The 13,395-nt window shown below is 64.3% G+C and carries 12 protein-coding genes and 3 tRNA genes; 8 read left to right on the top strand and 7 right to left on the bottom strand.

Annotation, left to right across the window (positions count from 1 at the left end; all coding sequences use genetic code 11):
* The first annotated feature begins 81 nt into the window (after positions 1-81).
* Together SOM61_RS24370 and SOM61_RS24365 are read left to right on the top strand one after the other, a co-directional pair.
* Positions 82-714, top strand: a complete 633-nt coding sequence (locus SOM61_RS24370; RefSeq protein ID WP_320476479.1) for a PEP-CTERM sorting domain-containing protein — start codon at positions 82-84, stop codon at positions 712-714.
* A gap of 153 nt (positions 715-867) precedes the next feature.
* Positions 868-2,820, top strand: coding sequence for a hybrid sensor histidine kinase/response regulator (locus SOM61_RS24365; RefSeq protein WP_320476478.1), 1,953 nt, complete (start codon positions 868-870; stop codon positions 2,818-2,820).
* 443 nt (positions 2,821-3,263) lie between these two features.
* Here SOM61_RS24365 and uvrB read toward each other — a convergent pair whose 3' ends face one another.
* Entirely contained in the window at positions 3,264-5,360 is a 2,097-nt protein-coding gene (uvrB, locus tag SOM61_RS24360; RefSeq protein WP_320476477.1) for an excinuclease ABC subunit UvrB, read from the bottom strand.
* Positions 5,361-5,478: 118 nt separating this feature from the next.
* On the opposite strand from uvrB, the gene SOM61_RS24355 reads away from it, so the two are divergent.
* From SOM61_RS24355 to SOM61_RS24340, 4 genes are all read left to right on the top strand, one after another.
* Positions 5,479-6,690, top strand: a complete 1,212-nt coding sequence (locus SOM61_RS24355; protein WP_320476476.1) for an amino acid aminotransferase — start codon at positions 5,479-5,481, stop codon at positions 6,688-6,690.
* A gap of 114 nt (positions 6,691-6,804) precedes the next feature.
* Positions 6,805-6,880: transfer RNA gene (locus SOM61_RS24350), tRNA-Asn, on the top strand.
* Positions 6,881-6,969: 89 nt separating this feature from the next.
* A complete protein-coding gene (locus SOM61_RS24345) occupies positions 6,970-7,728 on the top strand; it encodes an alpha/beta fold hydrolase (protein WP_320476475.1) in 759 nt (252 codons plus the stop codon).
* Positions 7,729-7,794: 66 nt separating this feature from the next.
* A tRNA-Asn gene (locus tag SOM61_RS24340) sits at positions 7,795-7,870 on the top strand.
* 53 nt (positions 7,871-7,923) lie between these two features.
* On the opposite strand, the gene SOM61_RS24335 is transcribed toward SOM61_RS24340, so the two are convergent.
* Positions 7,924-8,484 (bottom strand): cysteine hydrolase family protein, encoded by a 561-nt coding sequence (locus SOM61_RS24335; protein WP_320476474.1) that lies wholly within the window; start codon positions 8,482-8,484, stop codon positions 7,924-7,926.
* A 26-nt stretch (positions 8,485-8,510) separates the two neighbouring features.
* On the bottom strand, positions 8,511-9,725 hold the full coding sequence (purT, locus tag SOM61_RS24330) for a formate-dependent phosphoribosylglycinamide formyltransferase (RefSeq protein WP_320476473.1): 1,215 nt from the start codon (positions 9,723-9,725) through the stop codon (positions 8,511-8,513).
* 143 nt (positions 9,726-9,868) lie between these two features.
* Here purT and SOM61_RS24325 point away from each other — a divergent pair.
* Positions 9,869-9,944: transfer RNA gene (locus tag SOM61_RS24325), tRNA-Asn, on the top strand.
* A gap of 66 nt (positions 9,945-10,010) precedes the next feature.
* On the opposite strand, the gene SOM61_RS24320 is transcribed toward SOM61_RS24325, so the two are convergent.
* From SOM61_RS24320 to SOM61_RS24310, 3 genes are all read right to left on the bottom strand, one after another.
* On the bottom strand, positions 10,011-10,319 hold the full coding sequence (locus SOM61_RS24320; RefSeq protein ID WP_320476472.1) for a DUF6691 family protein: 309 nt from the start codon (positions 10,317-10,319) through the stop codon (positions 10,011-10,013).
* A gap of 4 nt (positions 10,320-10,323) precedes the next feature.
* Entirely contained in the window at positions 10,324-10,764 is a 441-nt protein-coding gene (locus SOM61_RS24315) for a YeeE/YedE family protein (protein WP_320476471.1), read from the bottom strand.
* A gap of 61 nt (positions 10,765-10,825) precedes the next feature.
* Positions 10,826-11,116 carry a hypothetical protein gene (locus tag SOM61_RS24310; protein ID WP_320476470.1) on the bottom strand — a complete coding sequence of 97 codons (291 nt, stop codon included), beginning with the start codon at positions 11,114-11,116 and terminating at the stop codon, positions 10,826-10,828.
* 189 nt (positions 11,117-11,305) lie between these two features.
* On the opposite strand from SOM61_RS24310, the gene SOM61_RS24305 reads away from it, so the two are divergent.
* A complete protein-coding gene (locus SOM61_RS24305) occupies positions 11,306-12,955 on the top strand; it encodes a response regulator (protein ID WP_320476469.1) in 1,650 nt (549 codons plus the stop codon).
* Here SOM61_RS24305 and SOM61_RS24300 read toward each other — a convergent pair.
* Positions 12,937-13,392, bottom strand: coding sequence for a response regulator (locus tag SOM61_RS24300; RefSeq protein WP_320476468.1), 456 nt, complete (start codon positions 13,390-13,392; stop codon positions 12,937-12,939). The genes SOM61_RS24305 and SOM61_RS24300 overlap by 19 nt on opposite strands.
* Between the last annotated feature and the right edge of the window lie 3 nt (positions 13,393-13,395).

Raw genomic sequence — 13,395 nt, 5'->3', positions numbered from 1 at the left:
CCCGTCAGATGGCGTTCCTTGACATCGTCCTCGCGAAAATCAATCATCGTTTACTCCCGGATGTGCTCAGAGGAGGTTCCGATGGAATCCGTAATGCGTGCCGCCGCAGCAATCCTGCTGGCGTTGGCAGTCGCCGTGCCGGCAAGTGCCAATATTGTCCGCGACGGCAGTTTTGAACTGAACGACGGCACGTGGGAACTCTCCGAAGGCTGGTTTCTGGGCGACGCCGGCCGCGGCGCGCACAGCGGCGTCAACTCGCTCAGTACCGGCTGCTTCGGGCCCGAATTCTCCTGCTTCGCCACCCAGGTCCTGCCGACGACGATCGGCCAGCGCTACGATCTGACCTTCTGGCTGTACGCGGACGGCGTGATCGGCCCGGGAGGCTTTCCGATATTTCAATTTGATAATGGAATACAGGTGATGTTCGGAGACGCGCTGGCCACGGCCATCTACAATTTCCCGACCACGAACACGTCCACCGATATCACGACGGGCGGCCCGTCCACACAGATCATCGTGCGTAACCTGATGGCGACATCGGCCTCGACCATCCTGCAGTTATCCGGCTACCACGACCCTTCGGGAATCTTCTTCGACGACGTCTCGGTCGAGCTGGCGGCCAGCCAGATTCCCGAGCCAGGAACCTTGTCGCTGATCGGCATGGCGCTCGGCTGCCTCGGCCTGTGCAGGCGGCGGCGAGCGCGCATGCTCTAAGCGGCAAGCAGCCTGTTCCGTGCATCCGTGCGGGAGTCGCCAGACAAATCTGGCACACTGCAATTGCGTAAACTGTACGCGACTCCCGGCACACGAATGAATCAGGAATCCGCGTCACCGACCGAATGGCTACCCTTTCTCAGCGGAGGAGGGATGATGGGCGCGACGATGCGCGCTCACGACTGGTCGGCCTCGCCCCTGGGGCATCCGCGCACCTGGCCGCAGGCGCTACGCACGACGGTCGGCCTGATGCTCAACTCGAAGTTCCCGATGTTCGTCGCCTGGGGCGGCGAGCTCGGCTTTCTCTACAACGACTCCTACATCGCGATCCTGGGTGACAAGCACCCGGGCGCGCTTGGCAGGAGATTCCACGACGTCTGGGCCGAGATCTGGCTCGACATCCATCCGCTGGTCGTGCGCGCGCTCAAGGGCGAGGCCAGCTACATGGACCGCCTGCCGCTGCGCATGCGCCGTCACGGCTATGACGAGGACACCTGGTTCCGCTTTTCGTATTCGCCCGTGCGCGACGAGGACGGCACCGTGGCCGGCATGTTCTGCGCCTGCGTCGAGATGACCGGCGAGGTGCTGGCGCAGCGCTACCGCGAGGAAGAGAACGAGCGCCTGGTGACCCTGTTCGAGCAGGCGCCCGGCATCATCGCCGTGCTGCGCGGGCCGGACCACGTGTTCGAACTGACCAACCGCTCCTACCTGCAACTGGTCGGCCACCGCGCGCTGGTCGGCAAGGCCGTGCGCGACGCGCTGCCCGAGGTGCGGGGGCAGGGCTTCTTCGAGCTGCTCGACCACGTGTACCAGACCGGCCAGCCTTTCGTCGGCCACGCGGTGCCGCTGCGCGTGCAGCGCGACCCCCATGCGCCGCTCGAAGAGCGCTTCATCGACTTCGTCTACCAGCCGATCCACGACCAGCATGGGATGGTTGCGGGCATCTTCGTGGAAGGCAGCGATGTCACGGCGCGCAAGCACATCGAGGACGAGCTGCGCGCCGCCAACCGCCAGAAGGACCAGTTCCTGGCGATGCTGGCGCATGAGCTGCGCAATCCGCTGGCGCCGATCACGACGGCGGCCCAGCTGCTGCAGCGCGGCCAGCTGGATGCGCCGGGCATCGAGCGCGCCAGCGACATCATCGCGCGCCAGGCCCAGCACATGACGTCCCTGGTCAACGACCTGCTCGACGTCTCGCGCGTGACGCGCGGCCAGGTGACCATCACCAGGGAGGCGCTGGAAGTACGCGAGATCGTGGGCGCGGCGGTGGAGCAGGTGCGCCCGCTGATGGATGCGCGCCGCCACGAACTGCATTGCGAGATCGCCTCCGGCGCATTGCGCGTGGAGGGCGACCGCACGCGCCTGGTCCAGGTGGTCTCGAACATCCTGAACAACGCCGCCAAGTACACGACGCCGGGCGGATGCATCGTGCTCAGCGCGCGCATCGAGGCGGGCGACGTGCGGGTGGCGGTGCGCGACAACGGGCAGGGCATCGATCCGCCGATCCTGCCCTATATTTTCGACCTGTTCATCCAGGCCGAGCGCACGCCCGACCGCTCGCAGGGCGGCCTAGGGCTAGGCCTGGCGCTGGTCAAGAGCCTGGCCGTGCTGCATGGCGGTCGGGTCGAGGCGCACAGCGAAGGGCTGGGCAAGGGCAGCGAGTTCGTGGTGTATCTGCCGTGCCTGGCCGCGGCGCCGGAAGCGAGCACGCCGCGGCTGGACGTGCAGCCGCGCGGCGCGCGCGGGCTGAGGGTGCTGGTGGTCGACGACAACGTCGACGCGGCCCAGATGCTGGGGACGCTGCTGGAGATGAACGGGTATGAGGTCGACGTTGCCTACGATGGCCGCAGCGCGCTGGCCAGCGCGCTGCACGCGCCGCCGGACGTCGCCCTGCTCGATATCGGCTTGCCCGACATCGACGGCCACGAACTGGCGCGCCGGCTGCGCGCGATGCCCGAGACCACGCAGGCAATGCTGGTGGCGCTGACGGGGTATGGGCAGGAACAAGACCGGCAGCGTGCGCACAATGCCGGATTCGATCATCACATGGCCAAGCCAGCGGACCTGGCGAAACTGCTGGAGTTGCTGGCGGGCGTGGCGGCGTAAGGCGTCCGCACCGTGGGAAGGTAATCCTGTCCGCAGCCCAAAAACGTCGTTCCCGCGGAGGCGCACTGGTGTCCGGAATATTTATACGCAAAGTATGCATCGTCATCCCCGCGGAGGCGGGGATCCAAGTGAAATCACAGAATGTTCATGCCCTTGCGTGACCCGAACGTTCATCGGAGGTCGATTTTTAGGCCACTGGCCATGCACACTTAGGTTCCCGCCAAGGCGCCCGGCGAGGGCGGGAACGACGTGATTTTTCCTATACAGCGGCCTTTTTCAAGCGCTCAAAATTATTCCGGACACCAGTGCGCGGAGGCGGGAACCTAAGTCGCTTGCTTAGAGACTACGTTTGAGGCAGTCGACATTGCGTCAGTCTTAGGTTCCCGCCAAGGCGCCCGGCGAGGGCGGGAACGACGGGCGAGCGTTGCGAACTGGCGGGTGCGTTACTTGCCCAACATCGACACCACATTATCCGCCCCCGGCGCCCCGAACGCCTGCTGCTTGAGCACATGCAGCTGATCGCGCACCTGCGCCGCCTTTTCGAACTCGAGGTTCTTGGCATGGTCGACCATGAGCTTCTCGAGACGCTTGATCTCCTTGCTGATCTGCTTCTCGCTCATCGACTCGACCTTGGCCGTCGCCGCATCCTCGTGCACGCCCTCGACCATGGCCTTCTGCGCGGCGCTGCTGTACACGCCGTCGATCATTTCCTTGATCTTCTTGTGCACACCCTTCGGCGTGATGCCATTGGCCTCGTTGAAGGCGATCTGCTTGGCGCGGCGACGTTCGGTTTCGTCGATCGCGCGCCGCATCGAATCGGTGATCTGGTCGCCATACAGGATCGCCACGCCGTTGAGGTTACGCGCCGCGCGGCCGATGGTCTGGATCAGCGAACGTTCGGAACGCAGGAAGCCCTCTTTATCTGCATCGAGCACGGCCACCAGCGACACCTCGGGCAAGTCCAGGCCTTCGCGCAGCAGGTTGATCCCGACCAGCACGTCGAAGGTGCCCAGGCGCAGGTCGCGCAGGATTTCCACGCGCTCGACCGTGTCGATATCGCTGTGCAGGTAGCGCACCTTGATGCCGTGGTCGCCCAGGTATTCGGTGAGCTGCTCGGCCATGCGCTTGGTCAGCGTGGTCACCAGCACGCGCTCGTCCTTGGCGACGCGGTCGTTGATCTCGCTCATCAGGTCGTCGACCTGCGACAGGGCAGGGCGCACGATGATTTGCGGGTCGACCAGGCCGGTGGGGCGCACCACCTGCTCGACCACATTGTCGGCCTTGCCCTTCTCGTACTCGGCCGGCGTGGCCGAGACGAAGATCGTCTGGCGCGCCTTGCTCTCGAATTCCTCGAATTTGAGCGGCCGGTTGTCGAGCGCCGACGGCAGGCGGAATCCATAGTCGACCAGGTTGGTCTTGCGCGAACGGTCGCCGCTGTACATCGCATTGAGCTGGCCGATCATCACGTGCGACTCGTCCATGAACATCAACGCGTCTTTCGGCAGGTAGTCGATCAGGGTCGGCGGCGGCTCGCCCGGCATCGCGCCGGACAGGTGGCGCGAGTAGTTCTCGATGCCCTTGGTAAAGCCGATCTCGGCCATCATCTCGAGGTCGAAGCGGGTGCGCTGCTCGAGGCGCTGCTCTTCGATCAGCTTGTTCTGCTGACGGAATTCCTCGAGGCGGTCGCGCAGCTCGGCCTTGATCGATTCGACCGCACGCAGCACGGTGCTGCGCGGCGTGACGTAGTGCGAGCCCGGATACACGGTAAAGCGCGGGATCTTCTGGCGCACGCGGCCCGTCAGCGGGTCGAACAGCTGCAGCGATTCGATCTCGTCGTCGAACATCTCGACGCGGATCGCCAGCTCGGCATGCTCGGCCGGGAAGATGTCGATGGTGTCGCCGCGCACACGGAACGATCCGCGCGAGAAATCCATCTCGTTGCGGGTGTACTGCATCTGGATCAGGCGCGCGATGATGTCGCGCTGCGCCACTTTATCCTTGTGGCGCAGGGTGAGGATCATCTTGTGGTACTCGTTCGGATTACCGATACCGTAGATGGCCGACACGGTGGCCACGATGACCACGTCGCGCCGCTCCATCAGCGATTTGGTGCACGACAGGCGCATCTGCTCGATGTGCTCGTTGATCGACGAGTCCTTTTCGATGAACAGGTCGCGCTGTGGCACATAGGCCTCGGGCTGGTAGTAATCGTAGTACGACACGAAATACTCGACCGCGTTTTGCGGGAAGAATTCGCGGAACTCCGAATACAGCTGGGCCGCCAGCGTCTTGTTGGGTGCGAACACGATCGCCGGACGGCCGGCGCGCGCGATCACATTGGCCATCGTGTACGTCTTGCCCGAGCCCGTGACGCCAAGGAGAGTCTGGTATGACAGGCCGTCGTTGATGCCTTCGATCAGGCCCGCGATCGCGGTCGGCTGGTCGCCCGCCGGCTCGAACGGTTGATGCAACTTGAAAGGGGAATCCGGGAAGGTGATGACCGTCGGTTCCGGCGAAGTTGCGATGGATAAATCAGCCATGCTTACAGACCTTTGTTAGAATGAGAATCCGCCCGCGGCCTTGCACCTACAAGGGCCGCTGTCTATACAATTACTAACCCCACCGCTGCCAACCCAGCCGAAAACCGAGTTTATCACGATGACTTCCACCGCCTCTGCCAGCCTCTTCGGCGCCATTGAAATGGCCCCGCGTGACCCGATCCTGGGCATCACCGAAGCCTTCAATGCCGATACCAACCCTGCCAAGATCAACCTCGGCGTGGGCGTCTATTATGACAATAACGGCAAAGTGCCACTGTTGGAGTGCGTACAGAAAGCGGAAGCGAAACTGATGGAGCAGCCCGCGCCGCGCACCTACCTGCCGATCGATGGCCTGGCGGCCTACGACAAGGCAGTGCAAGAGCTGGTATTTGGTGCCGATAGCGCCGTAATTCAAGAGAAGCGTGCGATTACCGTGCAAGCACTGGGCGGCACCGGCGCGCTCAAGATCGGCGCCGACTTCCTCAAGCGTTTCCTGCCATCGTCCGACGTGTATATCAGCGATCCGAGCTGGGAAAACCACCGCGCGCTGTTCGAAAGCGCCGGCTTCACCGTCCATAACTACGCCTATTACGACGCGGCTACCCGCGGCGTGAACTTCGACGCCATGCTGGCCGCGCTCAAGGCCATGCCGGCCGGCGCGATCGTCGTGCTGCACGCCTGCTGCCACAACCCGACCGGCGCCGACCTGTCGCAAGAGCAGTGGGATCAAGTCATCGCCACCGTGCAGGCGGGCGGCCTGGTGCCGTTCCTGGACATGGCCTACCAGGGCTTCGCCAACGGCATCGACGAAGACGGCGCCGTCGTGCGCCGCTTCGCCGCGACCGGCATGCCGCTCTTGGTGTCGAACTCGTTCTCGAAGTCGTTCTCGCTGTACGGCGAACGCGTCGGCGCGCTGTCGATCGTCGCCACCAGTGGCGAAGAGGCTGCCCGCGTGCTGTCGCAACTCAAGCGCGTGGTCCGCACCAACTACTCGAACCCGCCGACCCATGGCGGCAAGGTCGTCGCGACCGTGCTGTCGACCCCTGAGCTGCGCAAGCTGTGGGAAGAAGAACTGGCCGGCATGCGCGTGCGCATCCGTGAAATGCGCGGCGCGATGGTCGAGAAGCTCAAGGCCAAGGCCCCGGGCCACGACTTCGAATTCGTGCGCGAGCAGGTCGGCATGTTCTCGTATTCGGGCCTGACCAAGGAGCAAGTGGGCAAGCTGCGTGACGAATCGATCTACGCCGTGGACACCGGCCGCATCTGCGTCGCCGCGCTGAACTCGACCAATATCGATCGCGTCGTTGACGCGGTTGCCAAAGTTCTCTAAAATCCCGGCTCTCCGCAAGCGTTACGGCGTGTGTGGAGAGCAGCAGGAGTGGCGCTTGCGATCTGTGCAAATTTGACAGAAACGTTTCAGCAGCCATATAATGCAAGCGTAAATTCCCTGATAGCTCAGTTGGTAGAGCGACGGACTGTTAATCCGCAGGTCCCTGGTTCGAGTCCAGGTCGGGGAGCCAGAATTAGAAGAGGCCGCATCTGAGGATGCGGCCTTTTTCGTTTGCGGCGTGCATGATTGGCGCTGTCGGGCACCATAGGAGATACCCGCGTGAAGCAACTTCCGAAAAGCCATGCCACCCTGATCGAAGGGCAGATGTTCCGCTTGATGAAGTCGGGGCAGGGCAAGCCGTCGATCGTGCTGATCAATGGCGCGGGCGGCCCGCTCGATGGCTGGTACAAGCTGTATCCCGAGATCGAGCAGTTGGGCACCGTGTTCGCCTATGACCGGCCCGGTGTCGGCGGCAGCCCCAAGCCGCGCGAGGCGCAGTACGGCGAGACCGTGGTGGCGCAGCTGCGCCTGCTGTTGCAGACGGCCGGCATCGAGCCGCCGTTCGTGCTGGTCGGCCATTCCTTCGGCGGCCTGCACGCCAACCTGTTCGCACGCGCCTTCGCCGACGAGGTGGCCGGGGTGCTGTTCCTGGAAGCGACCGCGCCGGACGACGTCACCACGCTCAAGCAATTCCAGTCGCCATTGCAGCGCGGCTTCATCAAGCTGCTCGACCGCATATCGCCGCGCGATCAATTCGACGAGATCCGGCATGAGCTTGAAACCGTGAAGGATATCCAGGAGGCGCCCGCGTTCCCGCCGGTGCCGGTGACGGTGTTGTCCGGCACGAAGCGCCTGCCGCGCTGGATGGTGCCTGCAGCCCTCGTGCGCGAGCGTGAGCGTACCCAGCTGGCGCTGGCGGCCTTGTCGCCGCTGGGCGAGCGGATCGAAGCGCGGCGCAGTGCTCACTTTCCTCAGTTGACCGAGCCGGAGCTGGTGCTGGACGCCCTGAAGCGCCTGGTCGCGCGGACGAAAGTCTAGTTTCACGTTTTTTCGTCGCGTGAATGCTTGCGAAATCGAAAACAGCAGGTATAATGCGGCCTCCTTTCCCTGATAGCTCAGTTGGTAGAGCGACGGACTGTTAATCCGCAGGTCCCTGGTTCGAGTCCAGGTCGGGGAGCCAGAATTGAGAAGGGCCGCATGCGAATGCGGCCCTTTTTGCTTTGGCGGCTCGGATCAGTCGCGCGCCAGCGTGGCCAGTACCTCGTCCGTGCTGCGCACCTGCGCGTATTCGTCATGCAGGTTCGCCAGCGCCATCAGGTGTACCTCTTCGGCGCTCCGCCATGTACCGCCGAAATCCTGCTTGTCGAAGGTGAAGCAGGCATCGGACACGACCACGACGTCGAAGCCCAGGTTGCCCGCCGTGCGCGCAGTTGCTTCGACCGAATTGTTGGTACTGACCCCGGCGATCACGAGGCGGCGCAGCGCCCGCGCGTGCAACCATCGCTCCAGCCCGGTGTTGATGAAGGCGTCAGGCACGTTCTTCTCGACGACGTGTTCATGCGGCTGCGGCAGGAAGCGCTCCTGGTGCGTCGCCCCATGCTGGCCAGGCGCGAACAGGGATGTCGGCGAACGGCTGATGTGCCGCACGAAGACCAGCGGCTGGCCCGCATTGCGCCAGGCGAGCTGGAGGCGTGCAATATTGTCTTCCGCCGCCTGATTGTTGCGAGGTGGAAGGGTTTGGCTGCACATAGCGTTCTGCATGTCGATGATGAGCAGTGCAAGCTGTTCATGCATGGCGGTCGTCCTTGAGGGCGACTGCTTCAGCGTTTGCCGGACACTGGTTTGACCTTCGACGCCGCCTCGAGGGCACGCTGGCGCGCGGTCTCGACGTCGTCGGCGCTCGCCAGCGCCACGCCCATGCGGCGGCGCGCGAACGATTCCGGTTTGCCGAACAGGCGCAGGTCGGCGCCCGGCACCCGCAGCGCCTCGGCCACGCCCTCGAAGGCGATGCCGGCTTCGTCCAGCTGGCCATAGATCACGGCAGAGGCTCCGGGGGCGCGCAATGCCGGGTTCACCGGCAGGCCGAGAATGGCTTTGGCATGCAGTTCAAATTCGCTCTGCACCTGGCTGGCCATGGTCACCATGCCGGTGTCGTGCGGGCGCGGGCTCACTTCCGAGAACCACACCATATCGCCCTTGACGAACAGTTCGACGCCAAACACGCCCAGGCCGCCCAGGTTGGCCGTGACCCTGGCCGCGATCTCGCGCGAGCGCTCCAGCGCCAGTGGCTGCATCGGGTGCGGCTGCCACGATTCGACGTAATCTCCCTGCACCTGCTTGTGGCCGATCGGCTCGCAAAAGCTTGTTTCGACCTGGCCATCGGCGCCGAGCGAGCGCACGGTCAGCAGGGTGATCTCGTAGTCGAAGTCGATGAAGCCTTCTGCGATCACGCGGCCGGCGTCGACCCGTCCGCCCGCGGCGGCGTAGGCCCAGGCATCGGCCACGTCGGCGGCGGAATCGAGTTTCGACTGGCCCTTGCCGGACGACGACATCACCGGTTTCACCACGCAGGGGAAGCCGACCGCTTCACAGGCTTCCTGCAACTCGGCCAGGCTGCTGGCGAAACGGTAGGGCGAGGTCGCCAGGCCCAGTTCCTCGGCCGCCAGGCGGCGGATGCCTTCGCGGTTCATGGTCAGCTGGGCCGCGCGCGCGGTAGGGATGCAGGTGATGCGGCCCGCGGCTTCGAGTTCGGCCAGCTTGTCGGTGGCGATCGCCTCGATCTCGGGCACCACCAGGTCGGGGCGCTCGCGGTCGATCAGGGCCTCCAGTGCGGCGCCGTCCGTCATGTCGATCACGTGGGCGCGGTGCGCCACCTGGTGGCCAGGCGCGTTCGGGTAGCGGTCGACGGCGATCACTTCGACTCCCAGGCGCTGCAGGGCGATGATCACTTCCTTGCCCAGCTCGCCGGAGCCGAGCAGCATGACTTTGGTTGCGGAAGGGGAGAGCGGGGTGCCGAGGGCGCGGGAAGTGGTCATGGTTTGTCAGTGAGAAGTGGTCGGCGCGGGCGCCGGAGAAGCTGAAACTATAGCAAACTGGGTATGCCTTGCGCTGGCGGCGAGTCCGTTTCGCAAGATGCACTGGTCAAACTGCAAACGCCCGGCTATAATATTGCCTCAATTCCCTGATAGCTCAGTTGGTAGAGCGACGGACTGTTAATCCGCAGGTCCCTGGTTCGAGTCCAGGTCGGGGAGCCAGAACAAGAGAAGGGCCGCATGCAAATGCGGCCCTTTTTGCTGTTTACGGCGCCACTTACGGCGCCTTCACGCCGCCGCGCGCTGAGCCCCATGCCGTTGACGTAATTCGTAGACGCCCATTCCCGCCACCATCGCCACGAAAAACAGCAGCGGCTTGACGCCGCCGACCAGGATCGACGCCACCGCCGGCCCGGGACAATACCCGGCCAATCCCCAGCCGCCGCCGAACACCAGGCTGCCCATTAGCAGCCAGCGGTCGATACGGGTCGCGGTGGGCAGTTGCAGCGGCGCTCCGAGCAGGCAAAGCCTGCGGCGCCGCGCGAGCGCATACGCAGCCATGGCCGCCAGCAGCGCGCCGAGCATCAAGATTCCCAACTGTTCATGGTGCGCTCCCGAGCACATGGTGCAGCAGGTAGACAACGGCGAAGCCGGCGCCCATGAAGGCGGCGGTTGCCGCCAGCGAGCGCTTTGATCCGCGCGCCATGCCGCACACGCCGTGGCCGCTGGTGCAGCCGCCGGCGTAGCGGGTGCCGATGCCGACCAGCAGGCCGGACGCGATCAGGGCCAGCCAGCCCGCATCGACCTCGACGTGGGGCGGCGAGGCAAGCAGGCTAACGAGCAGGGGAGCGCAGGCCAGGCCCACGAGAAATGCCAGGCGCCAGCCGGTCTCGCCATGCGCCGGATGCAGCAGTCCGCCGAGAATCCCGCTGACGCCGGCGATGCGGCCGTTGAACAGCAGCAGGCCGCCGGCCGCCAGGCCGATCAGCAGTCCGCCGGCCAGCGCCGACCACGGCGTGAAATTGACCCAGTCGATGTCCATCGTGCGCCCCAAATCCACCTTGGACTATGGATGCGCGCGAAAGTTGTCGGGAGCCTATCGATCAGCGGCTCTTCTTCTTGTTGGACGTGTAAGTACGGGTGTGGAACTCGGGCGGCTTGTTTGCCACCCAGTCGATGAAGGCGGCGATGTCTTCGTGGCCGCGCAGCGCGTCCCAGGTGTGATACTGCCGCAGTAGTTCGCGCTCGGTCAGCGCAGAGTGAATCTTGCGGTGGCAGATCTTGTGGATCGGGAACTGCTCCTTGCCCTTGAAGGTCTTCGGGACCAGGTGGTGGCGGTCGATATTGACCGTCCCGAGAGGCCTCCCGCACAGGGGGCAACAGTTGTCGATCACATCCTGCTCCGGGTTGTGTTTGCTTATCGATTGCGATATGGTGGGCTAAGACGTATTGCACAAGTCTTGAACCGATAATTTCAATGAAGAAATGCGTGTGCGCCTTGTGTAAAATAGGAAACGTGTAAAATTTACCCTTGGTCTTTGTGCCAGACATTCACCTTTTTAGCCTGAAAGCGACGCAGTTGCATGATTGAAGACGACTCGACCCGCTGCTCCGTGCTGTTGATTGACGATGAATCCTTTGCCCAGGACATCATCGCGCACGGTCTGAAAGGTTGTGTCGGCCATCAACTCGTGTATGAATCGGACTCGTCGCGCGCCGTCGACCTGGCGCGCCAGGTCGATGCGACCGTCGTCATCGTCGACCTGCGCATGCCGGGCGGAGTCGATGGCTTCGACGTCATCGCCAGCTTGCGCGCGCATCCGGATACCCACGACATTCCCGTCATCCTGCTCTCGTCCGAGGACGATCCCGATATCAAGGCCAAGGCCTTCGCCATCGGCGCCAGCGACTATATGGTCAAGTGGCCCGATCCGCGCGAACTGGTGGCGCGCGTGCGCCACCACAGCGGCGCCTGCATCGCCCGGCGCGAGCGCGACCAGGCCTTCGCCTCGCTGCGCCGCAGCCAGGAAGAGCTCGCCGCCAGCCAGTCGGCGCTGCAGCAGGCGCAGAAGATGGAGGCGATCGGCCAGCTCACCGGCGGCGTCGCCCACGACTTCAACAATGTGCTGCAGATCATCGGCGGCAACCTGCAACTGCTCAGGATGGTTGGTGGCCTGAGCGATGCGGGGCGCTCCCGGGTCGAGATGGCGCTGGCGGGCGTCGAACGCGGGGCCAAGCTGGCGTCGCACCTGCTCGCCTTCGCGCGCCGCCAGCCCCTGCAGTCGATCGTGATCGATCCTGGCCACCTGCTGCGTGAGCTCGACGATATGGCGCGCCGCCTGCTGGACGCCAATACCTTTGTCCGCAGCGAGATCGCTGCCGACCTTGGCAGCACGGTGATCGATCCGAACCAGCTCAATAATGTGCTGCTCAACCTGGTCATCAATGCGCGCGACGCGATGCCTGGCGGCGGTACCCTGACCATTCGCGCCACCAATATCGGCCCAGGCGACGAACGGCCGGCGGAAGTAGCATCCGACGACTTCGTGATGATCGAGATCGCCGACACCGGCAAGGGCATGCCGCCCGACGTAATGGCCCGCGCCTTCGAGCCGTTTTTCACTACCAAGCCGACCGGGCAGGGCACTGGCCTGGGCCTGTCCATGGCCTACGGCTTCGTCAAGCAGTCAGGCGGCGAGATCGTGCTGCGCAGCGAAGCCGGCATGGGTACGAGCGTGCGTATCTATCTGCCGCGCAGCAGTGCGGCGCCACAGGTGGCCAGCGAGCATCCTTATCACCTGCCGCTGGCCGGCGGCCTGGAGACCATCCTGGTGGTCGAGGACGAAGAAGACGTGCGCTCGTCGACCTGCGGCATCCTGTCCGCGCTCGGTTACGACGTGCTGGAGGCGGGGGATGCCGCGCAGGCAGCGGCGATCATCGAGCAGGGGCGTCACATCGACCTGGTGTTCACCGACGTGGTGATGCCCGGGCCGCTCACCAGCCTGCAACTGGGCGAGATCGTGCGCAGCAAGCTGCCGGAATGCGAGGTGCTGTACACCTCGGGCTATGCCGAGGGCGTGCTGACCCATGAAGGAAAACTGGATGCATCGGTCCATTTGCTGCAGAAACCCTACCATCCGGAAGCGCTGAGCGCGCGCATCCGTCACCTGCTGCGGCGCGCCAGGCGCGCCGCAGGCAAGCCGTCAAACGCGACTCATTTCGGCTTGATGTAGCGGTGCGAGCCTGGCGGCGGCTCGTTCAGCACCGCCCAGAAGATGCCAAGATCGGCGATCGCGCGCACGAATTCATTGAAGTCCACCGGCTTGACCACATAGGCATTCACGCCCAGCGCATAGCTGCGCACCACGTCCTGCTCTTCCTTGGACGACGTCAGCATTACCACCGGCACCGGCTTGAGTCCATCGGTGTTGCGGATTTCCTTGAGCACTTCGAGGCCATCGACCTTGGGCAGCTTGAGGTCGAGCAGGATCACGGCCGGGCTGCCCAGCTGGCGGTCGGCGAACTCGCCGCGCCGGTGCAGGTAGTCGAGCGCCTCGGCGCCGTCGCGTACGACCACGACTTCATTGGCCAGCTGGCTCTTCGACAACGCGATCAGCGTCAGTTCGAGGTCGTGCGGATTGTCTTCGACCAGAAGAATGGGTTTGAGCATGGT

The organism is Massilia sp. CFBP9012, from assembly GCF_034045115.1.
Classification (GTDB): domain Bacteria; phylum Pseudomonadota; class Gammaproteobacteria; order Burkholderiales; family Burkholderiaceae_D; genus Telluria.
This window is presented reverse-complemented; position numbering and strand designations above follow the sequence as displayed.

Coding starts and splice junctions, on each gene's coding strand:
- SOM61_RS24370 (WP_320476479.1), top strand. CDS start 82: ATGGAATCCGTAATGCGTGCCGCCGCAGCAATCCTGCTGGCGTTGGCA.
- SOM61_RS24365 (WP_320476478.1), top strand. CDS start 868: ATGATGGGCGCGACGATGCGCGCTCACGACTGGTCGGCCTCGCCCCTG.
- uvrB (WP_320476477.1), bottom strand. CDS start 5,360: ATGGCTGATTTATCCATCGCAACTTCGCCGGAACCGACGGTCATCACC.
- SOM61_RS24355 (WP_320476476.1), top strand. CDS start 5,479: ATGACTTCCACCGCCTCTGCCAGCCTCTTCGGCGCCATTGAAATGGCC.
- SOM61_RS24335 (WP_320476474.1), bottom strand. CDS start 8,484: ATGCATGAACAGCTTGCACTGCTCATCATCGACATGCAGAACGCTATG.
- purT (WP_320476473.1), bottom strand. CDS start 9,725: ATGACCACTTCCCGCGCCCTCGGCACCCCGCTCTCCCCTTCCGCAACC.
- SOM61_RS24315 (WP_320476471.1), bottom strand. CDS start 10,764: ATGGACATCGACTGGGTCAATTTCACGCCGTGGTCGGCGCTGGCCGGC.
- SOM61_RS24305 (WP_320476469.1), top strand. CDS start 11,306: ATGATTGAAGACGACTCGACCCGCTGCTCCGTGCTGTTGATTGACGAT.
- SOM61_RS24300 (WP_320476468.1), bottom strand. CDS start 13,392: ATGCTCAAACCCATTCTTCTGGTCGAAGACAATCCGCACGACCTCGAA.